The 22,440-nt window shown below is 60.3% G+C and carries 22 protein-coding genes and 1 pseudogene; 7 read left to right on the top strand and 16 right to left on the bottom strand.

Features of this window, described 5'->3' with window-relative positions; genetic code table 11:
- Positions 1 to 19: 19 nt before the first annotated feature.
- On the bottom strand, positions 20 to 748 hold the full coding sequence (locus tag ACS4RR_RS30670) for an endonuclease/exonuclease/phosphatase family protein (protein ID WP_222350959.1): 729 nt from the start codon (positions 746 to 748) through the stop codon (positions 20 to 22).
- Between the two features lie 171 nt (positions 749 to 919).
- Here ACS4RR_RS30670 and ACS4RR_RS30665 point away from each other — a divergent pair, with 171 nt between their 5' ends.
- Positions 920 to 1,882, top strand: a complete 963-nt coding sequence (locus ACS4RR_RS30665) for a lysylphosphatidylglycerol synthase domain-containing protein (RefSeq protein WP_456190575.1) — start codon at positions 920 to 922, stop codon at positions 1,880 to 1,882.
- On the opposite strand, the gene ACS4RR_RS30660 is transcribed toward ACS4RR_RS30665, so the two are convergent.
- Positions 1,829 to 3,334: a phospholipase D-like domain-containing protein gene (locus tag ACS4RR_RS30660; protein WP_456190574.1), complete on the bottom strand. Its 1,506-nt coding sequence runs from the start codon at positions 3,332 to 3,334 to the stop codon at positions 1,829 to 1,831. The two genes, ACS4RR_RS30665 and ACS4RR_RS30660, sit on opposite strands and share 54 nt — an antisense overlap.
- A gap of 115 nt (positions 3,335 to 3,449) precedes the next feature.
- Here ACS4RR_RS30660 and ACS4RR_RS30655 point away from each other — a divergent pair, with 115 nt between their 5' ends.
- Complete coding sequence (locus tag ACS4RR_RS30655) at positions 3,450 to 4,700, top strand: DUF763 domain-containing protein (RefSeq protein WP_162116362.1); 1,251 nt, start codon at positions 3,450 to 3,452, stop codon at positions 4,698 to 4,700.
- Positions 4,701 to 4,783: 83 nt separating this feature from the next.
- Here ACS4RR_RS30655 and ACS4RR_RS30650 read toward each other — a convergent pair whose 3' ends face one another.
- Both ACS4RR_RS30650 and ACS4RR_RS30645 read right to left on the bottom strand, forming a co-directional pair.
- Complete coding sequence (locus ACS4RR_RS30650; protein WP_162116363.1) at positions 4,784 to 5,701, bottom strand: DMT family transporter; 918 nt, start codon at positions 5,699 to 5,701, stop codon at positions 4,784 to 4,786.
- A 245-nt stretch (positions 5,702 to 5,946) separates the two neighbouring features.
- On the bottom strand, positions 5,947 to 6,663 hold the full coding sequence (locus ACS4RR_RS30645) for an SDR family oxidoreductase (protein WP_260111260.1): 717 nt from the start codon (positions 6,661 to 6,663) through the stop codon (positions 5,947 to 5,949).
- Between the two features lie 132 nt (positions 6,664 to 6,795).
- On the opposite strand from ACS4RR_RS30645, the gene ACS4RR_RS30640 reads away from it, so the two are divergent.
- Positions 6,796 to 7,734, top strand: coding sequence for an AraC family transcriptional regulator (locus ACS4RR_RS30640; protein ID WP_456190573.1), 939 nt, complete (start codon positions 6,796 to 6,798; stop codon positions 7,732 to 7,734).
- 208 nt (positions 7,735 to 7,942) lie between these two features.
- On the opposite strand, the gene ACS4RR_RS30635 is transcribed toward ACS4RR_RS30640, so the two are convergent.
- Positions 7,943 to 8,866, bottom strand: coding sequence for a LysR family transcriptional regulator (locus ACS4RR_RS30635; protein ID WP_170256546.1), 924 nt, complete (start codon positions 8,864 to 8,866; stop codon positions 7,943 to 7,945).
- A 102-nt stretch (positions 8,867 to 8,968) separates the two neighbouring features.
- Here ACS4RR_RS30635 and ACS4RR_RS30630 point away from each other — a divergent pair, with 102 nt between their 5' ends.
- Complete coding sequence (locus ACS4RR_RS30630; RefSeq protein ID WP_170279674.1) at positions 8,969 to 9,994, top strand: YeiH family protein; 1,026 nt, start codon at positions 8,969 to 8,971, stop codon at positions 9,992 to 9,994.
- 104 nt (positions 9,995 to 10,098) lie between these two features.
- Entirely contained in the window at positions 10,099 to 10,299 is a 201-nt protein-coding gene (locus ACS4RR_RS30625) for a hypothetical protein (RefSeq protein WP_261321742.1), read from the top strand.
- A 193-nt stretch (positions 10,300 to 10,492) separates the two neighbouring features.
- Here ACS4RR_RS30625 and ACS4RR_RS30620 read toward each other — a convergent pair whose 3' ends face one another.
- Complete coding sequence (locus ACS4RR_RS30620) at positions 10,493 to 10,696, bottom strand: cold-shock protein (RefSeq protein WP_017967409.1); 204 nt, start codon at positions 10,694 to 10,696, stop codon at positions 10,493 to 10,495.
- Positions 10,697 to 10,808: 112 nt separating this feature from the next.
- Positions 10,809 to 11,354: a hypothetical protein gene (locus ACS4RR_RS30615; protein ID WP_246726484.1), complete on the bottom strand. Its 546-nt coding sequence runs from the start codon at positions 11,352 to 11,354 to the stop codon at positions 10,809 to 10,811.
- Positions 11,355 to 11,664: 310 nt separating this feature from the next.
- Between ACS4RR_RS30615 and ACS4RR_RS30610 the strand changes: the two genes are divergently transcribed.
- Both ACS4RR_RS30610 and ACS4RR_RS30605 read left to right on the top strand, forming a co-directional pair.
- Entirely contained in the window at positions 11,665 to 12,759 is a 1,095-nt protein-coding gene (locus ACS4RR_RS30610; protein WP_170279675.1) for a hypothetical protein, read from the top strand.
- 289 nt (positions 12,760 to 13,048) lie between these two features.
- Positions 13,049 to 13,495 (top strand): GNAT family N-acetyltransferase, encoded by a 447-nt coding sequence (locus ACS4RR_RS30605; protein WP_170279676.1) that lies wholly within the window; start codon positions 13,049 to 13,051, stop codon positions 13,493 to 13,495.
- Positions 13,496 to 13,509: 14 nt separating this feature from the next.
- Here the strand turns inward: ACS4RR_RS30605 and ACS4RR_RS30600 are convergent, their stop codons facing one another.
- From ACS4RR_RS30600 to ACS4RR_RS30560, 9 genes and pseudogenes are all read right to left on the bottom strand, one after another.
- Positions 13,510 to 14,253: an ABC transporter ATP-binding protein gene (locus tag ACS4RR_RS30600; RefSeq protein ID WP_260111262.1), complete on the bottom strand. Its 744-nt coding sequence runs from the start codon at positions 14,251 to 14,253 to the stop codon at positions 13,510 to 13,512.
- Entirely contained in the window at positions 14,250 to 15,104 is an 855-nt protein-coding gene (locus tag ACS4RR_RS30595) for an ABC transporter ATP-binding protein (RefSeq protein ID WP_170279678.1), read from the bottom strand. The genes ACS4RR_RS30600 and ACS4RR_RS30595 overlap by 4 nt, the downstream gene beginning before the upstream one ends.
- Complete coding sequence (locus ACS4RR_RS30590; RefSeq protein ID WP_170279679.1) at positions 15,101 to 16,036, bottom strand: ABC transporter permease; 936 nt, start codon at positions 16,034 to 16,036, stop codon at positions 15,101 to 15,103. Before ACS4RR_RS30590 ends, ACS4RR_RS30595 begins: the two co-directional genes overlap by 4 nt.
- A gap of 4 nt (positions 16,037 to 16,040) precedes the next feature.
- Positions 16,041 to 17,138, bottom strand: a complete 1,098-nt coding sequence (locus tag ACS4RR_RS30585; RefSeq protein WP_456190572.1) for an ABC transporter permease — start codon at positions 17,136 to 17,138, stop codon at positions 16,041 to 16,043.
- Between the two features lie 6 nt (positions 17,139 to 17,144).
- A pseudogene (locus tag ACS4RR_RS30580) lies at positions 17,145 to 18,729 on the bottom strand (ABC transporter substrate-binding protein).
- A 42-nt stretch (positions 18,730 to 18,771) separates the two neighbouring features.
- Positions 18,772 to 19,722 (bottom strand): dihydrodipicolinate synthase family protein, encoded by a 951-nt coding sequence (locus ACS4RR_RS30575; protein WP_407751216.1) that lies wholly within the window; start codon positions 19,720 to 19,722, stop codon positions 18,772 to 18,774.
- Positions 19,723 to 19,758: 36 nt separating this feature from the next.
- Positions 19,759 to 20,634 (bottom strand): SMP-30/gluconolactonase/LRE family protein, encoded by an 876-nt coding sequence (locus tag ACS4RR_RS30570; protein ID WP_170259679.1) that lies wholly within the window; start codon positions 20,632 to 20,634, stop codon positions 19,759 to 19,761.
- A complete protein-coding gene (locus ACS4RR_RS30565; RefSeq protein WP_260111266.1) occupies positions 20,631 to 21,461 on the bottom strand; it encodes an NAD-dependent epimerase/dehydratase family protein in 831 nt (276 codons plus the stop codon). Before ACS4RR_RS30565 ends, ACS4RR_RS30570 begins: the two co-directional genes overlap by 4 nt.
- Before the next feature lie 14 nt (positions 21,462 to 21,475).
- The gene (locus ACS4RR_RS30560; protein ID WP_017967398.1) at positions 21,476 to 22,195 is read right to left on the bottom strand and encodes a FadR/GntR family transcriptional regulator; all 720 of its coding nucleotides are present in this window, start codon (positions 22,193 to 22,195) and stop codon (positions 21,476 to 21,478) included.
- Positions 22,196 to 22,440 lie beyond the last annotated feature (245 nt).

Here is a 22,440-nt window from a genome sequence, read left to right as displayed (position 1 = left end):
TCATCAATGCCGATGACTATCAGGCGAAGCCGATTTCGGCGAGCAGGGGCAGGTGGTCCGATGCGATCCTTGTCAGGCGGCTTTCCAAGACCGCCGCCTGTTTGACGATGAGATCGTCAGTGACGAAGATGTGGTCGAGGCGCATCAGCGGGTAGCGCGACGGAAAGGTCGCTTTCGGCGCGGCGCCGCCTGCCAGCTGGGCGTCTTTCAATGACCGCGCGGCAAGTCGGTAGGTCGCCGAGGACGGAATGGCGTTGAAATCGCCGCAGAGAATGGTTGGAAGAGGCTCATCCGCCGTGCCGCGCAGCCAGCCGGGGTTCAGCAATGTCGTCATCTGCCGGATGCGCTCGCGGCCACGAAGGCCGAGATGGGTGTTGACGACCAGCAGTTTTCTGTCGCCGACCAGTATTTCGACAGACAAAGCGCCGCGCTGTTCGCCAATAGATGGCAGCGGGCCGGCCTTGACCGCGCCTGTCGGCAGCGCCGTGATGATCGCATCGCCATACTGCTCCTCGGCAATCGACAGCGCCGGATGGAAATGAGCCTGCATCTCCAAAAGCGAGGCGATCGCATGGGCCTGGTCAACACCGCCGGTCCTGCGCCGGAGAACATCGACCTCCTGAAGAGCGACGATATCAGCCTTCGCCTCGGCGATGACAGAAGCGATGCGGCCGGGATCGAGCTTCCGGTCGCCGCCGATGCAGCTGTGCACATTATAGGTCAGGAGTTTGATTGATTGATCCGGCATCGGCCCCGCTGAAAGCTCGTTCCCCCAGGACATGGAAATTGTCCTTCGGGGGAACACAGAACTCGTTTGATCGTTCCAGATGATCGACGTAACGCCTTCGTGCTTTCTTCGAAGGCAGGGGGAAGCGCTCGCCCGCAAAATCTGCGCATCGCGCTTCGGAATGGATAATCGATGAGCCTGAAAAGCATAATCTGGAATGGATTATTAATTGCCGCCCTTTGTCTTGCGGTCTTCCTTCTCTATCGGATCTTCCAACAGTACAGCCTGGATGAGATCGTCCAATCGGTTCGCAGCATTCCATTCTTGACCTTCTGCACAGCGCTTCTGTTTACGGCGGCATCTTATCTCTGCCTCAGTTGCTTCGACCTCCTGGCGATCCGCTCGCTCGGCAAATCCTTGCCATACCGGAACATTCTACTCGCCTCGTTCGTCAGCCTTTCGCTCGGCCACAATATCGGATTTGCCGGATTAAGCAGCGGCGCCTTCCGCTATCGGTACTATTCGCGTTGGGGGCTGACGACGGAAGACGTGGCGAAAGTCATCTTGTTTTGCGGTGTCACTGTGGGGCTCGGGCTCATCGCGCTCGGCGGCCTCGCCATGATTATCAATCCCGGCGATGCCGGGCGCCTGTTGCGCATCGATCCTGCAAGCGCCCGTGTCTTCGGTTCACTGGCGCTGATGGTGCCGGTCGTCTATGCGTCTCTGGCGCTTTTCGTCCGCGGCACGTTGCGGCTGTGGCGCTGGTCGTTTCAGCTGCCGCGATTTTCGATCGCGGTTGCGCAGGTCGGAATTGGGACGATCAACTTCATGTTCGTCTCCGCCTGTCTGCATCAGATGCTTTCCACCTTCGGCGACGTTGCCTTCTTCAGATCGGTAACGGCTTACGTGCTCGCCAATTCGGCGATCATCGCAACGCATGTTCCGGGCGGTCTCGGCGTGCTCGAGGCAACTGTCTCCTACGCGGTGCCGAAGGAGGCGTCGATCGGCGCGCTGATTGCATTCCGCTGTGCCTATTTCTTCATTCCGCTGGCGCTCGGTACCATGCTCCTTGCTATCAGCGAGGTAAACTTCCGGCGGAAATCACGCGGGGCCGATGAGGAGGCGGACGAGCGCCCCGAGGCCCAGTCGGTCTAGGGGTGCGAAAGGCCGAGCCGGATCGAAGAGGCCAGTACCCCGAATCGGCGAAATGCTGCCCGACAGATCGACGGCGAATTCTCGCAAACCTCGCGGCCCGTCGTTGAGTGCGTCGACTGCCTGGACCACCGAGCCGCTTCTCATGAAGGCTGCGGCAAAAGTCTCCGTGGCGGCGCCGAGATATTCCGCCAGAAGCCGGTTACGCAGATCAGCGATCGCGCGGCGGTGTTCGCCGCTGTCGGCCTCGAACAGCATGTCGCATTCGTAATCCAGCCCTTCCGAGCGATTGTTGAGATTGGAGGAACCGATGCGGATCAGCTCATCATCGGCAATCATCAGCTTGGAGTGGATGAGCACCTCCACCTCGTTGTCCTTTTTCTGCACTGGCCCGGGCACGACGGGATAGTAGACGCGCAGGCGGGCTGCGCGATCGGCGCGTTTGAGGCGGCGGATGACGCGGTCGCGATTGCCGCCCATGACGATTTTTTCGATCAGGCCGTGAGAGCTCCGCGTGCAGATGATGATGACCTCGGGCCCGTCCTCCTCCTGCAGCCGCGCGGCAATGGCGTCGGCGACACGGAAGGAGGCGAGGTATTGCGCCTCGACGTAGAGCTGCCGCCGCGCCCGGGCGATGACGTCCAATGTCATGGCGATGCCATCGCTGATGCCGTTGCGAAAAGCGGTCGACGGTTCGGTCAGCGCCAAGGTGACCGGGATCTCCTGCATGGAAACGGCGAGATTGGCGGGCCATGTGAAGGGAACGCTCTCAGTCAACGGCAGGTGGCGTTCGCCGGTGGCGTTTTCCCAGCGCCGCCTGGCGATGTCGCCGATCATCCGGGCGGCATCGCCAGTGGTCATCGCCTGAACGTCATGCAGAGGATCGTAGGGCTCGCCACCAGGGTCGCGCCGCCACCTGTCCATGACGCGATGGCGCCTTGTGTCCCATCGCCGCGACGTCAGATCGATGCCGCCGATGAAGGCGACGGCATCATCAATGCAGACGAGCTTTTGATGATGGCAGCCGCGTACTGTACCTGGAAGGTCGAAGCGCAGATCGATCCTGTCATCCTTTGGAAAATCCTTCTTCCGAAGCAACTGGATTGATTTGTCCGAATAGATCGGCCCCAGCGCCCAAACGAGGATGCGTATTTCGAGGTCGGGGTTCGTCGCTACTACGGAATGCAGCAGGTCGGCCAAGGTTTCGTCGGATTTTTCGGGCTCGATCCGAATATCGGGATGGAAATCCCACCCAATGATCCACACTCTGCGTCGCGCCTGCCGCAACGCACGCGCCAGTTCTGAGAAATAGCGGTTACCATTGATCAGGAAAGCAGCCTTTTCCGCATATCCTTGCAGGCGCCGTGCCGTGCTTTCTTGTTTTTCGCCGCACGGATGTTGCGCTTTCGTTCGGGTCAGGTACGATTGATCGGACATGGTTTCAAATGCGGTCATGTTTGCCTCGGCCTCTCGACTGAGAACAAACGCCTGGAATTTCACCGGGTTCCCGATCGCAGGACGCGGCTGTTGCAATGGGCGGCGGCCCGCCATAGAGGATTGACACAGCGAAATGTCACAACGAGCAGGCAGCGCCGATCTTCCCCTTCACGGAGGACGCGTGCCGCATTGGCTAGGCGACCGGATGACGCGGCTCGGGACGCTGATCACCGAGGCGGTCGTCCATCACTATGGCCGCGACGAATTCCTGCGCAGGCTGGCGCATCCCTTCTGGTTCCAGTCCTTCGGCGCGGTCATGGGCATGGACTGGCATTCCTCCGGCATCACGACCAGCGTTCTCGGCGCGCTGAAACGCGGGCTGAAGCCGCGTGCCGGCGAGCTCGGCCTGCATGTTTGCGGCGGCCGCGGCGCGCATTCGCGCAAGACGCCGCTGGAGCTCGTCTCGATTGGCGAGCGTGTCGGTCTCGACGGCGAGGGGCTTGCGACCACGAGCCGTCTTATAGCCAAGGTCGACAGCGCCGCCCTTCAGGACGGGTTCGATCTTTATCTGCACGGGTTCATCGTCGCCGATGACGGCCATTGGGTGGTCGTGCAGCAGGGCATGAACGGCGACAAGCGGCAGGCCCGGCGCTATCACTGGTTGTCCGAAGGCTTGGAGAGCTTCGTGGATTCGCCGCATGCGGCAATCGAGGGAAGGAGCCAGGGTGAAATCGTCAATCTTGCCGACCGGCGAGCGGAACGCTCGCGACGCGGTCAGCTCGATCTGCTGGCGACCCTCGGTCCCGACCGGATCATCCGCGAGGCCGCTGCCTTGCTGCGTGCCGAAGAGCCGGCGCCCGAACCTGCCGCACAGCCGATGCTGCCGCACCTGATCATGCCTGCCCATCACGATGTCCGCGAGAGCGACGTCAACATGCGGCGGCTGCATGGAAACCTGGCTGCCGCTGCCGACCGCGGCCCGGCGGATTTCGAAGAGCTGCTACTCGTTCCAGGCGTGGGCGCCCGCACGGTGGAGGCGTTGGCGATGGTGGCGGAAGTCGTCCACGGCGCGCCATGCCGTTTTTCCGATCCGGCGCGCTTCTCGATCGCCCATGGCGGCAAGGATCGCCATCCTTTTCCGGTCCCGCTCAAGGTTTATGATGAGACGATCGCCGTGATGAAAACGGCGGTGCAGAAGGGCAGGCTCGGACGCGAGGAGGAGTTGCAGGCGCTCAAGCGCCTGGACGACCAATCCAGGCAGATGGAACGCTATGTGACGGGTCCAGACCTCAAGGAAATCATCGCCGGCGAATTCCGCCAATCCGCCGATTTCGGCGGTCGGAGCGTCTTCGGCTGGGAGGAGCCGCCCGCGGATGAGAGCTAAAACATCTCCGTCTTTCCGAGTGACGAAAATGCCCTAGCCCTTTATAAAACCGCTTCGCGCCTTTGCTGCGATTGCACCAGTTCTCAATGACCGTCGGGCGGGACGGCTTCGGCCGGAACCGTCTCTTTCAAATTCTTCCGATGGAAGATGAAGAGCCCCGCAACGACGATGATTGCGGCACCGACGATGATCTGCGTATCGGGAATATCATTGAAGAAGAGGTAGCCGAGGACGATCGCCCAGAGCAGCAGCGTATATTGCAGCGGCGCGAGCAGCGATGCCGGTGCGAGCTTCAGCGAGCGGGTGATGAGCAGATGCGCGCAGGAGGCGACGACGCCGAGCAGCAGCATGCCGGACCAATCGATGAGCGCCGCCGGCTGCCAATGACCGATGCTCAGGACGATGCCGGTGACGAGCGCCGCGACCGTCTGCCATGTCACGAGCGTCGTGTCGCTGGTCGAGCGCAGATAGCGGCTCATCACCAGCGACAGCGCAAAGGCAAGACTGCCGGCAAGCCCGAAGAGCGATGGAAGCGACAGCATCGCCGTGGACGGACGCAGCGCGATGACGACGCCTGCGAAGCCGGTCAGAACGGCGAGCCAACGGCGCCAGCCGATCTTTTCTCCGAGAAAGAAATGCGAGAGCGCCGCAACGTAGATCGGCCCGGCCATATAGAAGGTCATCACATCTGCGAGCGGCAGATAGGCGACGGCAGCGTAGAACAAGGCGACATCGACAGTCGCCATGAAGACCCGGATGAACTGGAGGCCCTTCTGCTCGACGCGGAACAACGCCATCGGCCCTTGCCGGAGGATCATTGGTCCGAGCACGATGAAGGCGCCGACCGAGCGGATCACCAGCACTTGGCCGACGGCAAAGCTGGCGACCAGCCACTTGCCCATTGCATCGTTCAGCGCAAAGAGCAGATCGCCGAGCAGCATCAGCACGACGCCTGTTATGATCAGGTTTCCGGCATCGGCTAAGCCAGTCTTGGTCGTCATCTCTCGCATCCTCGCAAAACGGCCGCGCATGCGCGGCCGAGTGCGGCTTCTGCCTTAACACTGCCGATGTCAATGGTCAGTTTGAAGCGGCTGTACTCGAATTTGCCATAGGCGAATGGCGAGCGACCGTTCTCGTTCACGTTGACCGACAGCTTACCTGTCTGATCGAGGCGCCGTGACGTACAGTCGTGGAACCAGCGATTAAATTGGGCGCACCGCCGCCCGCCCCAAATATTAAGTCAGGCTCACCAAGGCAGCGTGCCCTTGTCATTGATGAAGGCACCCGTCTGGCCGTCGTTCGCGACTGCAAGCTGGACGATGATCTCAGCCGCCTGCTCGACCGTCCGATAGCCTGTATTGCCGTTAAAATCGGTCTTCGTGTATCCGGGATCCGCGCTGTTGACCCTGATGCCGAACGACGCGAGGGCCTTGGAAAACGATACGGTCACTGCGTTGAGGGCGGTCTTCGAGCTGTTGTAGCCCAGGCTGTTCACACCAAAGAATTCGCTCTCCGGGTCTGTCAGGGCGCCAAGCGAACCGAGTTCGCTGCTGACGTTGACGACATTGGCGGAACTCGCTGCTTTGAGCAGAGGCAGGAAAGCTTGCGTAATTCGGATTGGCCCGAATACGTTGATCTCGTAGACCTGACGGATGTCGTCTACGGTCTGATCTGCCGGGTCGATGAATGCTCCGGGTATGCCCGCATTGTTGACCAGTGCGTCGAGCTTGCCGTCTTCCTGTCTGACACGATCCGCGGCTGCCTTCACACTTGCGTCCTCCTCGACGGCAATTTCAAGGAAGCGCACATCGTGACCCTGAGCTCGCAGAGTTTCCGCCGCACTCTCACCGCGCCCCGCATCGCGGGCACCAAGCCAAACACGATAACCCATTCCCCCGAGCCGTCGAGCGGTTTCAAATCCGATGCTTTTGTTGGCGCCGGTGATCAATGCATTCTTCGACATGGTGATTCTCCATTCTGGTTGCCCGTCCAATATGAGTAGGCGCTTTTCCGGCCGCGTGCCAAATTCTACTGAACTCTTGCCTAATCCTGCCGAAAGACTTGCGCGCGTTGGAGGAGGGTGCAATTTAACAGCATGGACAATGTGGGCGAAGAACTAAGGTCCCTGATCGAGAGGCACTCGCGTGGCGGTCGTACGACGACCGCCATTCCACGCGTCGGTTTGCTAAGAGCAGAACGCACGACTGAGCCGACGGCAGGCATGACGGAGCTTGTCATATGCTTGGTGTTACAAGGCGCCAAGGCAATCACTTGCGGCGAGAACGTATTACACCATGGAGCGGGCAGCTACTTCGTGGCCTCGGTCGAGGTTCCTGTCTTTGGCAGAATATCCGAAGCGAGCCTTCAGAAGCCATTTCTTGGCGTCGGGTTCAGCTTTGACGCCAGTAACATCGCCGATCTTCTGATTGAGATGCCTGATGTCCATGATCCGGAATTCTTGTGTGGCCTGGGCGTGAGCCCGACCGATACTCAGCTCGAGGAAGCGTTTCTACGTATGATGCGACTTCTCGATAGGCCAAACGAAATTTCCGTCATGGCACCAATGATTGAGCGGGAAATCCTGTTCCGCCTATTGCGGGGACCGCAGGGAGCGAAGCTGCGGCAGATCGCACAGATCGACGGCCGCCAGTCTCAGGTCAGGCGGGCGCTCGCCTGGATCTGCGAAAACTTCACGGAATCTTTCAAGGTCGAAGATCTAGCGCGGATGACCGGAATGAGTGCTTCGGTGTTCCACCGTCATTTCAAGGCGGCAACGACCATGACGCCCATTCAGTATCAGAAGCGGTTCCGTCTCCACGAGGCACGCCGTCTGTTGCTCGAGACTCGGGGCGACGCCGCCCGTGTCGCTTTCGCCGTCGGCTATGAAAGCGCCTCCCAATTTAGCCGGGAATACGGGCGGCTGTTCGGACTTCCGCCCGCCCGCGACGCAAGCCGGCTTCGCGCGAAGCCTATTGCGGTGGTGACGTCGGACGCATCAGACGATGCGGTGACAAGTTTTGGACGCGCAATTTAGCGAGCCTGGTGACAGAAGCCCGCTCGCTGATCAAGGAGCACCGATGCCAGCAAGTGGGCATCCCCATGCTGAAAATGTCACGACATCGTCGTGCGTGGCGACCACCAAAATGCCATGAAGCAGGCCAAACCGTTCCCGCGGGGGTGGAAGAGTACCGCTGACGCGCCCGTGAGCAGCAACGACAAAGACCGTCGGCGGCTTGGATCAGCTAGAGCGCCCAATCATCCCAATTTTGGACTTCGGCAGCTTTGTCCTCTCGGCAAATCGTTTCCAGCGCCAGCGAGGCACGACTGGCGTGCCTTTGTTTATGCCGCAGAATTGCAAATTGGCGGGACGGCAGGGGGAAGCGCGCCTTGACCAGCAGACCTTGCGTCAAGAGCGGCGCGGCCACGGCTCCCGAAACGATTGTGGCGCAGAGACCTTCTCTTGCTGCCGATATGACCGCCTCGTTCGACGGCAGTTGAAGCGCGACAGCCAGATCTCCAGGGTCTATGCCGAGATTGGAAATCGTCGCCTCGAAGGCCGACCGGGTTCCGGACCCTTTTTCCCGCATGACCCATTTCGTGCCCGAAACCAACTCTGCCGGAGCAATTGGTTTGCCACGCGCCCAGGGATGGCGCGGACCGACGACGACAAGCAGCTCGTCCTCGGCAAGCGGCTGAACATGCAGCGCCGGCTCATCAACGCTGCCTTCGACGAACCCGACTTCGGCCAATCCATCGAGGACTGCTTTTGCGGCGGTGGTCGTGTTGCCAATCATCAGCTTCAGGTCAATGCCTGGGTAGCGAATCTTGAAACGCATCAGCATCGCCGGTAGCCAGTAGCTGGCGATCGTCTGGCTCGCAAAAACCACCAGTTCACCCTTTTGCAAGCCGCCGAGATCGGACAGCACGAGCGCTGCCGCCTTTGCGCGTGCCAGCGTCGCTCTTGCCTCCCCCAGAAACACCCGTCCCTCATATGTCAGTTCTATGCGGCGTCCGACGCGGTGGAAAAGCTCGACGCCATAGGAGGTCTCGAGATTGCGGATAGCCGAGCTGACGGCCGAGGGCGTCAGCCCGATCGCAAAGGCGGCATTGGTCAGATGCTCGCGTTCCGCAACCGCAACAAAAATGGAAAGCTGTTCAAACGTCATTGATCTAATCGTTCGATTTTGTCGAATGAACTTTGCTATACTATTCAATGGAAGGCGACAATCGAGTGTGGGAAAATTACGGTCCTCTGCAAGGTCTTGCCGATGATCGTTTCCGCCTCCCGTTCCCTGTCGCTTCCTGCCGTCCTCCCGGGACTCGTCCTGTGTGCGGCGGTCACGCTCTCTGCCTATCTCGTTGAACAGCTGCAGATGATGGTTTCCGGCTCGCATTTGATCGAGAACCTCGTGCTCGCCATTTTGATCGGCATTGCCGTGCGCTCCTCGGTCTGCCTGCCGCAGACCTTCATTCCCGGCATCCAATTCGCCGCCAAGACCTTGCTCGAGATTGCGGTCGTGTTGCTCGGCGCCTCGCTCAGCACGGCTGCCATCAGTCAGGCTGGACTGCCGCTGGTCGGCGGAATTGCCGTTCTGGTTGCTCTGTCTTTGGCCGGCAGCTTTGCTATCGGCCGGCTCTTCGGGCTGTCGGCCAGCCTGGCGACATTGGTTGCTTGCGGCAATTCGATCTGCGGCAATTCTGCAATTGCCGCTGCAGCACCGGTAATCGGCGCCAAACCGGACGATATTGCGGCCTCGATAGCCTTTACCGCAGTGCTCGGCATCGGCGCGGTTCTGACGCTGCCTCTGCTTCACCTGCTTTTTGGTCTCAGCGCCGTACAATATGGCGTTTTCGCAGGACTGACGGCCTATGCCGTTCCGCAGGTCCTGGCGGCCACGGCCTCTGCCGGGGCCGTTAGCACTCAGGTGGGCACGCTCGTCAAACTGATCCGCGTGATGATGCTCGGACCCGTCATCCTCGTGCTCAGCGCAGTTCATGGCCGCGGTCCTGGCGGTTCGCCAGTCAAGCTCCGCCATGCTCTTCCGTGGTTCATCCTCGGTTTTGCTGCCATGGCGACGCTTCGTTCGCTCGACGCAATCCCGGCGCCGCTGCTGCCCGGGATGGCGGCTGTCTCCGCCGCCTTCACCGTCACCGCGATGGCCGCTTTAGGCCTCTCGGTCGATGTCAGGTCGGTCGCGCATACCGGCGGTCGTGTCCTCGCCGCGGCAACGCTGTCGCTGTTGGCGTTGGGGGCTCTCGGGCTTTGCCTGATTGGGCTGCTGAATATCGTCTGATCGATCATCTTTCAATATGATACCCCGCAAGCAATCTTGCGCATCCCGTCAATGAATTTGTCGAGAGTATCCTCCGTCCCGACCGAGCCACAAAAAGGTTGAGCTTGATTGCCGTATCGATGATCATGACCACCGCGCTGGAACCGTCTAGCGCCGATGCCGAGATCGCCGCCGACGCCACGGTTCACGACGCCTTGGCGCTCATCCTCTCCGGTGAGATGCCGGGACTGCATGTCAGAGCCGCCGATGGGACGCTTGCGGGATATTTGTCTCGTGACACCTTATTGCGTGCCAATCGGCTGTAGAGCAACTCCGGCATATTGCGGAGTGGTCTTGCGCCCGGAACTGCGCAGAACAAAAAGATAGAGCGTTTTCGTGACACGGGGACAGGCGGAAACGCTCCGGCTGGAGTCGTTTGCGGAAGAGGGCGACATCGCAGGTCGCCATGACGACGAGCCCAACCTGCTCAACGCAGGCTGGGCCATCTTCGGTTTTCGATCAGATGGTCGAGACGTTCTCAGCCTTCGATTTTCCGGTCTTGCGATCCTGTCCGATTTCGAAGCTGACCTTGTCGCCTTCGCGGAGCGACCCGCCGCTTTGCAGCGCAGACACGTGAACAAAAACGTCCTGCCCGCCACCCTCAGGGGTGATGAAGCCGAAGCCCTTGTCGTCATTGAAGAATTTAACGGTACCTGTCGGCATGAGATAACTATTTCCTTGTGTCGTTCAGCGATTTGCGAAGGCGAAACTATAGCTTCGGGGCTTCTCTATCAACCCTTTAGCACACTGGCGGCTTTTTGAACGCAAAAAGATATCAGCTCCGACGTAGCTCAATGCGGCTCGTAACAACGGATCGACCTGTCGCGGGGTCGGTATCGACGGTTGTGAGGCGCATGCCCGATGCCCCGGTTTTTTCGATCGTCATCTGCGCAAGTCGATCGCCATTGACTTCTTTCGCCCATCTGATCGCGAGGCTTATGGCATTGCCAGCGCGTTTTCCGCCAAGACCCGCAGTGCCAGTGCCCGCGCCCACGTAGGAGCCGGTGTAGGTGTCACCGCTAGCCTTGAGGTTAGCGCTGATGACACGGGAAAAAAGCACGAGACTGGTGCAGCGCCCATTGAGTGCGAGGGAGCTTGCATTCGCGTCTGACTTGAAACGGCAAGTGACTGTCATGGTGGGGGCATTTGTCCGCACTTTCACCGTACCCTTACCGCTCCAATTTCCCGCCAGTGTTTTCAGGAACGCGGATTCGTCGGCCTTGGCGTCGCCGGCCACAACTATCGACGCCGTCGCAACGGCGATGGCGCACGCAAGGACCTTCATCAGCTGAGTAACTTTCGGACCGCGTAACATCTGCATAACGACGCTCGGCTGATCGGGAGGGTCTGATATAACCGCTTTGCGGTGAATTGGTTCCGTATGGGAAGCATTCGACCACGTTCGCAGCCATCACCATCTTAATTCATGTGTCTCGCAGCGCCGAGGAGACGAGTCGTCGACATTCGAGAGCAACTCGCTCGCCACAGCGTGCAGGTTTTCAACAGATCAAGATACCAATGCTACCTTCGGACCCTAAGAGGGATTGCCGATCGCCCACCTGAGGCTTTAGATCGATTTTACACAATCAGATTGTGGAAGCCAGCGCTGTCACACGAGGAGTTCGACGCCATTGCCTTCGCTTGTTCTACCTAGTCGCCCGATCTCGTTGGCGCGCAACGTCATCTCCACGCCGAACGCTTATTTCTGGTCAACGCCAATCATCCTGGCACTCGCCATCTTTCTATTCGTCTCGCAAGCACCAGGCGTGTTCCGCGATTTCCAGATCAGCCAGAACCCCGTGACGCTCGAAAATGGGGACGTGCAGAACGGGCGATGCACGACACGCAGGGCAGTCTTTACCGATTGCGAGGCACGCCTGGTCTACAGCTACGGTGGACGAGACTACGATACCGAAGTCGAGGTCATGTTCGTCGATTTCCATACCGGCGACTATGAAACGGATCTGGTGATTTCAGCCGATCACCCGGAACTTGCGACGATGAGCCTGGGTTTGGACATGCTCTGGAACCGGATCGTCACGCTTGCAGTGTTCGCCGTCCTGCTTGGCGGCATGGGCCTGGGGATGATTTTTTTCTCTATGCGCATTTGGCGGGTTAAGGGCCAATTGCTCCGGCCTGCCATGCTGACCCCTGTTCCGGTCGAGATCACCGCATTCGACCGCAAACGCGGCGTCCTTTCGATTACCTACAACGACAAGATTGCCAACGACAAAACCGGGCGATCCGCTTACACGCGCATGAAGAGTGGAGAGGAGCCTCTGATCGTCGGTGAAGCCAAGGGCAAGGCGATCGGACTGGCAGTCAGGCACGGCAATACAGCCCTGCCGGTGCTTCTCGACGATCGCCTGCAGCGTGTGGAGCTTACGGACGATGAGCGCACCGCAGCTCTTGCGCCCTTTGCGTATCAGCAAGAAAGCGATCGCGATGCGCCGGTTTTGATTGAAGAACAAAAAAAGACGGTGTCGATCTGGAAGCGGCTGCAGCTTTTCTTCGGTGTGTTGCTTCTGATCGTCGTCGGTGTGGTCGGCTTCTGGCTTTGGTACGTCACGACCTCACCGACAGCATTCCAATCGCCTGGCATGGACATCAACAATCTCATGCCGGCGCCATTGAATGAGTGGGGATGCGAGCAGCTCAAGAAGCGGTTTGGACAGGAACGCGCGCCGTTCGGTTGCGTCGCCGACGATTATACGAGCTGGAAATAGAGGTTGGATGCGCTGTTTTATCGCGTTGCCCGGTCTGCCATGAACCAGGATGCTCGATCTGCCCAGCATTCACCGGACGGTTCTGAATCGGGTGCGTTAACTGGCATCCGCCTCGAGTTTGCCGAAAAGAAGTGATGCTGTCTGCTCTCGACGAGTTCCCTCCAGCCCCGCCCGCGATCTTTGCTCTTTAGGAACAAGTTCGGCGAAAAACCTGCGGATGCAGGCAACTCACCATTGCGAAACCAACAGCCTTCGGCGAATGTCACCTGACGTGGCGTGAGGCGAGTTTATGTCATTTCGGATCGAGCGTCTGGTTGAAAAACACATTAGCGGTGCGGCCGTCGTATTGGTAAATGCCTATGCCCTGCCTCCGTGGAATGAGAGCTGGTCCCTTGAAGCGGCTGCAGAAAATGTGACCTATGTGCTTGAAACTCCAAGGTCAATTGCACTTGCGGCAGTTGACGGAAGCAAGGTGCTCGGCATTGCGCTCGGGATACGACAGCGGCGCCATACCGGCCCGGTCATTTATCTGGACGAGCTTTCAGTGCAGCCCGATGCACAGGGTAAGGGAATTGGGACCGCTCTACTTTCTGCAATGTTCGAAACAGCCACAGCTGAAGGATGTAGCAGCTTGTGGCTGATCTCGAAGCGAGGAGGGGCGCTGTCGGAGTTCTATCAGCGTTGCGAATTTGCGATGATAGGCGACCTTGGCCTGTACTCTAGATCGAGCGAATAAGGCCAGATTGGGAATTACGCCTTTCCATACATCCGGCTCGCCCGCAGCAGGCGTTGCGAATAAGGATGTTCGACCGCACCTCTTCGCAAGGCACCGACATCGACCTGTTCGACGATCTCGCCCGCTTCCATGATGGCGACGCGGCTGCACATGTGCGAGACGACGGCGAGATCATGGCTGACGAGCAGATAGGTCAGGCCGCGATTGGTTCGCAGATCCTGGAGGAGATTGAGGATTTCGGCCTGAACGGACACATCGAGCGCCGATGTCGGTTCGTCGAGAAGCAGAACGTCCGGATCCAGCGTCAAGGCACGGGCGATCGCCACGCGCTGCCGCTGGCCCCCAGACAGCTGGTGCGGAAATCTGTAGCTCAGCGCCGGGTCAAGGCCGACCGATCTCAGGACGGCGTTCATGTCGACGGAATTCGTATCCAGGCCCTGGTTGCGCAGCGGTTCCTTCAGCTGCGAGCGGATGGTCTTGCGGGGATGGAGCGATCCATAAGGGTCCTGGAACACCATCTGCACCCGGCGAAAGAACGGCCGGCTGCGCTGTTGGTCCAGCGTCTCTCCGTGGAGCTCGATCCGGCCGTCATAATTGGCGTTGAGGCCGGAAAGCGCCCTCAGGACAGTGGACTTTCCGCAGCCGGATTCGCCGACCAGGCCGAAAGCAGTTCCCTTTTCGATGGCGAAGCTTACGTCTCGGACGACAGGCCGCTGCCCGGGTCCGAAACGGACCGTAAGATTGTCGATTTTAATCACCGCGGCGGCTCCAATGCGAATTCTTCAAGCCAGGCCGGATCTCGTTTCAGGATCGGTAGCCGGGCAGGTGGATCTTCGATCGTCGGCAATGATGCCAGCAACCCTTGCGTATAGGGATGTCTGGCCCTGTCGAGATCGCGCGCTTCGAGCACTTCAACGACCCGCCCCGCATACATGATGAGGACGCGATCACAGAAATTCCGGATGAGATTGAGATCGTGACTGATGAAGATCAGCCCAAGATTGCGGCGCAAGACGAGCTCGTCGAGCAGAGCCAGGATCTCGAGCCTCACCGTCACATCGAGTGCTGATGTCGGTTCGTCGGCGATCAGCACTTCTGGTTCGGCAATCAACATCATGGCGATCATCGCCCGCTGGCCCATCCCGCCCGAGATTTCGTGCGGATAAAGGCGGGCCACACGCTCCGGATCGCGGATCTGAACGGCCTCGAGCATATCGAGAGCCTGCTGCCAGGTCTTTGCCCTGCTCGTCCTCGGATGATGGAAGCGGTAGGTCTCGGCAATCTGTTCGCCGATCCGCATGACGGGATTGAGCGAATATTTCGGATCCTGCAGGATCAGGCCGATCCGCCGTCCCCTGATCGTCATCATCGTTTTTTCATTCGCCTTGAGCAGGTCGACGTCGCAAAAGCGCATCCGCTCGGCATTGACGATCGCGGTCGGTGGCAGCAGCTTCATGATCGCGCGGCCAACGGTCGACTTTCCCGATCCGGATTCACCGACGATCCCGAGCTTTTCCTGTCCAAGCGAAAAGCTGACGCCGCGAACGGCTCGCACCTGTCCGCCGCCGAAGGCGATTTCGAGGTTCTGAATATCGATCAGGTCAGTCATTCCGAACCTCGGGGATCGAGAACATCGCGAAGCGCATCGCCGACAAGGTTGAAGGCGAGGCTGACCAGCGCAATGGCAATACCGGGTGCCGCGATGACCCAGGGGCTGTCGAGCATGAATTCACGTCCGCTGGCGGCCATCGAACCCCATTCCGGCCATGGCGGCTGCGCGCCGAGGCCGAGGAAGCCGAGGCCGGCGGCGGTGATGATGATGCCGGCCATATTGAGGGTGACGCGGACGATCACCGAGGGAATGCACATCGGCAGGATGTGACGGGTGATGATCGCAATTGATGTCGCGCCCTGCAGGCGTACGGCGGCGATGTAGTCCGCCTTGCGGAGGCTGAGCGTCTCGGCGCGTGCAAGACGCGCGATCGGCGGCCAGGCCGTCAGCGAAATCGCGATGATCGCATTTGTGATGCCTGGACCGAGCGCTGCGGCAAAACCCAACGCCAGCACCAGCCCGGGAAAGGAAAGGAAAATGTCGGTGACGCGCATCAGGATTTCATCGACGATGCCGCCGAAATAGCCTGAGACGGTGCCGATCAACAGGCCGAGCGGGGCGACGATGACCGTGACAAGCATGATGATGTAGAGCGTGGTGCGGGCGCCGTAGATCACCCGGGAAAAGACGTCGCGGCCGAAATTGTCGGTGCCGAGCCAATGGCTCTCGGATGGCGGGGCAAGCCGCCCGGCCATGTCCTGAACGATCGGATCATAACTCGTCAGCAGGGGCGCCGCCGTCGCCACCACGATCAGCAGCACGATGATCGCCAATCCGGCGAGGCCAAGCGGGTGCAGGCTGAATTTCCGCCAGCCCTGATGAATTTGCTGCGCGGATGACTGGAACCAGCCTCGCGGTTCCGGCGCGAGCAGCCAGTTGCGAAGGCCGCCAGTGTTAGCGCTGTCCGCGTGCTCAGAGGAGATCGTCATGGCGTCACCGTGTCCTCGGATCAAGAATGCGATAAAGGAAGTCCGACAGGATGTTGATCGTCAGGAAGACGGCACCAATCGTCAGGACGGAACCCATGACCACGTTCATGTCGTTCATCTGCAGCCCCCGGGTCAGGTATTGGGCGAGCCCCGGCCACCCGAAGACGGTCTCGATGAGCACCGCGCCTTCGAGCAGACCGCCGAAGGTCAGCGCCATGATCGTTAAAAGCTGCACGCGGATGTTCTTGAATGCATGGCGCCACACTACCTTGCGGGTGCCAAGCCCCTTGGCCCGGGCGGTGATGATGTATTCCTGGCTGAGCTGCTCCAGCATGAAGCTCCGCGACATGCGGCTGATATAGGCGACGGAATAGTAGCCGAGGATTGCCGCCGGCAGGATGATGTGGCCAAGGGCGTTGTAAAACACGTCCCATTGGCCCTGAATCGCCGCGTCGATCAGGAGGAAGCCCGTCATCGGCGTGACGAGGCCTTCATAGAAGACATCGATCCGGCCCGAGGCCCCGACGAGCTTCAGCTTCGCATAAAAGACGAAGAGCGCCATCAGTCCGGTCCAGAAAATCGGGATGGAGTGGCCGGCAAGGGCGACGATCCGCGCGATGTGGTCGATAATGGTCCCGCGCCTGACCGCAGCAGTGATCCCTAAAGGAATGCCGACGATCGCCCCGATGATCATGGCGATGATCGCAAGTTCGATCGTCGCGGGAAAGATCGTCATCAGATCGGTGAGGATCGGCTGGCCCGTCGTCGCCGACATGCCGAGATCGCCTGTGGCGATCTTGCCGACGTAGGAGAGGAACTGCATCCAGATCGGCTGCCCAAGACCCAGCTCGTTGTAGACGCGATCGTAAACCTCCTTGCTGACCTCCGCCCCGGTGACGGCGAGCACCGGGTCGGCGGGCAGCAGGCGACCCATCGAGAAGGTCAGGAAGAGCAGGCCTAGCAGCGTCGTCACGACGGCTATGACGTGTCCCGCCAGGCGCCGCAGCAGGCTCAGTGCCGGGTGCGGGGTCGCCTCGGCGAACCCGCCTTCCGTAGAACCACGGCTGCTCTCCCGCTTCGATGTCAGATCGGCGCTCGCCACGGCATTCTACTCCTTGGTCACGTCATGCCAGCGCGTCGACCATGTCGTATGCCCGTGATAGCCCTTGACGTTGGCGCGCATGACATAGGGGTCGGTTCGTTGGAAGAAGATGACCAGCGGCGAAGCCATGCCGGCATAGATGCCATCCATCTTCTTGAAGATGTCGGTGCGCTTTTCCGTGTCGCGCTCCTTCATCGATTGGTCGATGAGCGTGTTGAGCTCGTCCACCTTCATGCCCGTGCGCCAGAGGTAATAGCTGCCGAGGCGCGCCTCGTCGCTATTGTCGGGGTTGAAGGCATATTGCGTGGCGACCGCGAAGGGATCGGGCAGGCGGGCGCCGGAATTGCCGAGCAGCACTTCGAATTTGCGCTCGCGGAAGGCGGGCGTGAACTCGCCGGGCACGAGATCGAGATCGATGCCGGCGGCGCGGGCACTCGCCTGCAGCGCTTCGGCAAAGGGCAGGGTCGGGGCTCCCGACGGATTGAGCACCTTCTTCAAGCCACTGGGATATCCGGCCTCCGCCAGCAACTGTTTGGCCTTGGCGGGATCGTAATCGTAGTGCGAGGCGATTCCTCGGGGCGCCGATCATGCCGCGCGGGATCATCGACTGCCAGGGAAAGCCCGTATAGCGCATTATGTTGCCGGAGATCGCTTTCCAATCGAAGGCATGCTGGAAGGCCTCGCGAACCTTCGGCTTCTGCAGATCCGGGTCCTTCTGGTTGAGGGCGATGTAGTAGAAGCCGAGACCAGGGACATTCTCGATGACCATGTCCTTCTTGCTGGCGAGCGCATTGAGGTCGCCGCTTGCCACATACTGCCCGACATCGACGTCGCCGGCTTCGAGTTGAAGCCGGAGATTGCCGGATTCCGGGATATGACGAGCGACGACGCGCGCCATGGCCGGCTTGCCGTCCCAATATTTCGGCTGCGCATTGAAGATCGCGACATCGTTCGGCCGCCACTGGGCCAGACTAAATGGGCCGCTGCCGGCGGAATTGGCGGATAACCAGGCACCTCCGAGATCGCCGTTCGCCTCGTGCGACAGCACCGTCTTTTTGTCGACGATGCCGATCGACGAGCCCGCCAGCGAATAGAGCACCAGATCGGTATTGATCGACTGCGGCAGCTCGATCTCGAGCGTGTGTTCGTCTTTTGCGCGAACGAGCTTTTCGACGTTTTCAGGCGTGAAGCCCCACAGTGCGATGTCGGTGGAGCCGACCTGTCCCATCTTGATGACGCGCTGGATTGACCAGGCTGCATCCTCGGCGGTCACCTTGTTGCCGCTCTGGAAGACCGCATCGTCGCGTAGTGTCAAGGTGATGATCTTGCCATCCGCCGAGACGCTCCAGTGCGTCGCGAGCATCGGCTTCAGCGTTTTAAGATCGTCCGGCGACAGCTGCACGAGGTTGTCGTAGAGGTTAGAGATCAGCTCGGATACCGTGCGGGCATTGTTCTGGGCCGGATCGAGCGTCCTTATGCCGGTGAGATTGGTGCCGATCACCAGCATGTTGGGTGGCGACGCCGCGAAGCTGGGCTGCGCCGTCGTCAGGGCGCCGGCAATTGCGATCGTTGTCAGTACTTGTCTCAGCATTTCAAGACCTCCCAATCCTGTTGTTCGTGGATAGTGTCGAGATCAGCCGGCCGCCTTGACGGCCGGCTGGTCCGAATGAGTTTGAATGTCGCCTTCGGCCTCCCAGCCTTGAAGGAGCCGATGAAGCTCCTCGCGGTCATGCTGGTCGAGCTGCGGCAATCCCGGCACACGCACGGGACCGACATCGAGACCGGAATAGGTGACGGCTTCCTTGACGACGGTCACGTTCGCGCCATTGCGGAATTTGGTCCGCATCCGCTCGAATGGCTCGAGCTTGTTGACGATCGCCCTGGCGGCGCCAAAATCGCCTTTTTCAAGCGCAGCGTGGACCGCAAGCGAGAGCTTCGGCGCGACATTGACGAGGCCGGACGTGAAGCCGCGGGCGCCGGCTGCGGTAAATGTCGGCGCCCAGCTCTCCGCCAGGCCGCAGACGAACAGCGCGCCGCCGGGGCTCGCCGCCGGGATCGCTCTCGACAACAACATCAGATCGGTCGTGGCGAATTTGATGCCGGCAACATTGCCGTGATTTGCAAGGCGGACGATATCGGCGACGGCGAAACCATCCGCCCTGACATAGGCGATGAGCGGCAGGGCGGAAGCATCCGCAAGATTGCAGAAATAGTCGATCTGGGCCGCAGGAGCTGCGAAGGGATCGACGGGCTGATGCGACATGACGGCGGATGCGCCGATCACCGCCGCATCTTTCGCCATGCCGATCGCCTCTCGCAGCGACCGGCCGATTGCGGCCGTCACCGGCGCCTTGCCGTCGACGCCTGAAACCGCCGCCTCATGGACGATCCTGATTTCCTGCGGCGTGAGCGCATAGAATTCCCCGGTATTGCCGGCAGCGACGATGTTGTGAATACCCGCTGCCGCCACCCGCTCATAGACTTTCGCCGTAATCCGAGGTTCGACTTCGCCTCTCCCGTCATAGGCCGTGACGGGAACACCCGAAACGCCCGTAAGCGCCTTGCGCATGATCGCGATGCTCATTTTTTCTTCCCCGTTCGCTTTCCATCCTAATGGTCGTTATCCGAAGCGGTAGGGCGCCAAGCCCTCCGCATTCACATCGAAGGCAATGACAGTGCCTGCCTCGAAATGTCCGGTGCGGTCCGTCGACAGGCTCGTGACGTAGAGGGTGCGCAGATCCGGCCCTCCGAAACACGGCATCGTCGGTGCGGGAACCGGCAGAATGTAGATTTCGACGATGTCGCCTTCGGGCGAAATCCGGTTGAGGCGACCGGCGGAAACGCCGGCACTCCAGTAGAACCCGTCACGATCGGTTGTCGCGCCGTCGGGCCGACCCTCGTCTTCCGTGAAGCTGCGAAGCCGGCGCCCATCGCCGAGCTCGCCCGTATCAGGATCGAAGTCGAACGCCTGCAGGAAGCATTGCCGGCTGTCGGAGTGATACATCCGCCGGCCGTCCGGCGACCAGGCGAGACCGTTGGAGCTAGTCAGTCCGGTTGCAACGGTCCGAGTGCGGCCATCGGCGCCCACGCGGTAAAGGGCGGCCTCATCGGTCTGCGGCTTGGCTTCGCTGAACGAGCCGATCCAGAAGTGCCCGTCGGGGCCGACCTTTCCGTCATTGAGGCGGCAGTTGATGTGGCGCCCGACTGGATCCGACACAAACTCGAAATCTCCCGAAACAGGATCGAAGAGATGGACGCCCGTTTGGAGCCCCACGACGATCCTGTGATCGCGGCAGAGCCCGAGCGCGCCGATTGCGGCCGGCATCTCGAAGCGGTCGATCTTACCTGAAGGCGAAAGCCGGACGAGCGCCGGCGCCAGAATATCGACGAGCCACAGAGTGCCGGTCTCCTCGTCCCATACCGGCGATTCACCGACCGTCAGCGGTTGCTGGATTACGGAACGGACGTCCGGGCGGATGACCCGCGGCGCCGTCATTCAACCGTCTCCAAGCTCTTGGCCAAGCCATCGGCGTCGCGCATGCGGATGGTGCCGTCGTGATTGATCTCACAGAATCCGCCACCCTGGAATGCCAGCGCGACTGGACCTTCGGATCCCTCTTCGATCAGTGCGTAATCGCGCGGCCGGTCCTGCGGCTGGTAGCCCAATCGTGCCGCCAGCTCGTTGTCCCACCATTGCGTGTCCGTATCGGAAACGCCGTAGACGACTGTTGCAGCGATCTGTGGGTGAGTGAGCCCAATCCGCACCAGTTGCGCCAGATCCCGCGCGCTGATCCAGATTGCCACCGATCGCTCGCTGTTGGGATAGGTGCCGGCATTGCCGATGCGGATGGAAAGGGAGCGAATGCCCGACGTGTCGTAGTAGAGCCCCGCCACCAGTTCGCCCCAGCATTTGGAAAGCCCGTAGGGGCTGTCGGGACGCATCGGATCGAGCGGCGATATGACTTCGCCGCGCGGATAGAAGCCGGTGGCATGGTTGCTGGAAGCATAGACGACCCGCTGGACCTTGTTGATCCGTGCCGCTTCGTAGAGATTGTAGGTTCCAAGCACATTCGCGTGCAGAATGGCGTTCATGTCGATGCCGCTGGCGATGCCGGCGAGATGAACGACGCCGTCGACATCCTTCAGCGCTGCCGTTGCCTCGTCGAGCTTTGTAAGGTCTGCTCTTACGAAAGTCTCGTTTTCGCCAAGCTCAGCCGGTTCCTGCAGGTCGATCAGGTGGACGTGCTCGAAATAAGCGTGAAGGTGAGGGCGCAGCAGCGTTCCGACACGGCCGGCAGCGCCCGTCACAGCGATCCGTTTCATTATTCTTCCTTCCATTATCGCTCAACCCCCTGAAACATGCGGGCGCGGGCGTTCAGTATGTGTTTCTTCATCGCATCGTGTGCTTCGGTTTCCCGCCGTGCGAAGATCGCCTCGACGATCACCGCATGCTCATCCTGGACGCTGCGAATCTGCTCCAGGGTCCGTTTCAAGCTCAGGCTTCGCGTGACGGAATGCCCGATGGCGAAATGCGGCCTGAACCATTCGCGAACGGTGATGTGAAACTGGTTGCCGGTCGCCATGGCGATGGCATCATGCAGAACCTGATCCTCCTCGGCACCGAGCTCTCCGTTGCGCAGACATTGCTCGATCGAAAGAAGCGCTGCCGTAATCCTCTCCTTGTCGGCCGGCTGCCAGTTTCGCGCTGCAAGCTCCGCCGCCTCGGCCTCGAGCCCGGCGCGGAATTCAAAGAACCGCTGGACATCGGCGAGCGATCCGACCGGCACCATTTTCAGCATCGACGAATCCGGTCTTTGCCGGACATAGGAGCCCGAGCCCTTGCGCGAAACGACCAGGCCGTCGGCTCTCAGGCGTTCGAGCGCTTCGCGCACGACAGGTCTCGAAGCGCCGAAATCGGCGGCGAGCTTCGTCTCCGACGGCAGCCGTTCGTTCACCGGAAAATTGCCGTCGGCGATCATCCCCACGATCTTCTCGTAGATGATGTCGCTGAAGCGCGTTGCGCCCCTGTTCGAAACGGCATCGACCGCGAATGTCATTATGGTGCTTTTCTCCGAACGATTTGGGCTCTCGCAGTTGCCGACCGAACGTCTGCGTGGAAGTGTACAGCTTCTGACAGATCTCTGTCTTGGATGCGTTTTTGCCTTGTTATTGGCGCGCGAGAACCGGGTTCTGTTGCTGCATCGCTACAAAATTTGTAATTATCTGTCAACTCTTGTAATCATTTGGGAACGTGTCTATGGTTCGGTCCCAGCGCCGAGGAGGGTGCGAGCGGCAGGTCGGG

The sequence above is a fragment of the Rhizobium zaerense genome, assembly GCF_051810725.1.
GTDB lineage: Bacteria > Pseudomonadota > Alphaproteobacteria > Rhizobiales > Rhizobiaceae > Rhizobium > Rhizobium leguminosarum_I.
Note: the sequence above shows the minus strand (reverse complement) of the source record. Positions and strands in the feature narration are given on the sequence as shown.

Bases quoted from the DNA above. Each gene is read 5' to 3' on its own strand.
- ACS4RR_RS30645 (WP_260111260.1), bottom strand. From the start codon at position 6,663: ATGTCGAAGAATGCATTGATCACCGGCGCCAACAAAAGCATCGGATTT.
- ACS4RR_RS30650 (WP_162116363.1), bottom strand. From the start codon at position 5,701: ATGACGACCAAGACTGGCTTAGCCGATGCCGGAAACCTGATCATAACA.
- ACS4RR_RS30565 (WP_260111266.1), bottom strand. From the start codon at position 21,461: ATGAAACGGATCGCTGTGACGGGCGCTGCCGGCCGTGTCGGAACGCTG.
- ACS4RR_RS30635 (WP_170256546.1), bottom strand. From the start codon at position 8,866: ATGACGTTTGAACAGCTTTCCATTTTTGTTGCGGTTGCGGAACGCGAG.
- ACS4RR_RS30620 (WP_017967409.1), bottom strand. From the start codon at position 10,696: ATGCCGACAGGTACCGTTAAATTCTTCAATGACGACAAGGGCTTCGGC.
- ACS4RR_RS30660 (WP_456190574.1), bottom strand. From the start codon at position 3,334: ATGACCGCATTTGAAACCATGTCCGATCAATCGTACCTGACCCGAACG.
- ACS4RR_RS30575 (WP_407751216.1), bottom strand. From the start codon at position 19,722: ATGAGCATCGCGATCATGCGCAAGGCGCTTACGGGCGTTTCGGGTGTT.
- ACS4RR_RS30615 (WP_246726484.1), bottom strand. From the start codon at position 11,354: ATGCAGATGTTACGCGGTCCGAAAGTTACTCAGCTGATGAAGGTCCTT.
- ACS4RR_RS30595 (WP_170279678.1), bottom strand. From the start codon at position 15,104: ATGACTGACCTGATCGATATTCAGAACCTCGAAATCGCCTTCGGCGGC.
- ACS4RR_RS30665 (WP_456190575.1), top strand. From the start codon at position 920: ATGAGCCTGAAAAGCATAATCTGGAATGGATTATTAATTGCCGCCCTT.
- ACS4RR_RS30655 (WP_162116362.1), top strand. From the start codon at position 3,450: ATGTCACAACGAGCAGGCAGCGCCGATCTTCCCCTTCACGGAGGACGC.
- ACS4RR_RS30640 (WP_456190573.1), top strand. From the start codon at position 6,796: ATGGACAATGTGGGCGAAGAACTAAGGTCCCTGATCGAGAGGCACTCG.
- ACS4RR_RS30605 (WP_170279676.1), top strand. From the start codon at position 13,049: ATGTCATTTCGGATCGAGCGTCTGGTTGAAAAACACATTAGCGGTGCG.
- ACS4RR_RS30590 (WP_170279679.1), bottom strand. From the start codon at position 16,036: ATGACGATCTCCTCTGAGCACGCGGACAGCGCTAACACTGGCGGCCTT.
- ACS4RR_RS30570 (WP_170259679.1), bottom strand. From the start codon at position 20,634: ATGACGGCGCCGCGGGTCATCCGCCCGGACGTCCGTTCCGTAATCCAG.
- ACS4RR_RS30670 (WP_222350959.1), bottom strand. From the start codon at position 748: ATGCCGGATCAATCAATCAAACTCCTGACCTATAATGTGCACAGCTGC.
- ACS4RR_RS30630 (WP_170279674.1), top strand. From the start codon at position 8,969: ATGATCGTTTCCGCCTCCCGTTCCCTGTCGCTTCCTGCCGTCCTCCCG.
- ACS4RR_RS30560 (WP_017967398.1), bottom strand. From the start codon at position 22,195: ATGACATTCGCGGTCGATGCCGTTTCGAACAGGGGCGCAACGCGCTTC.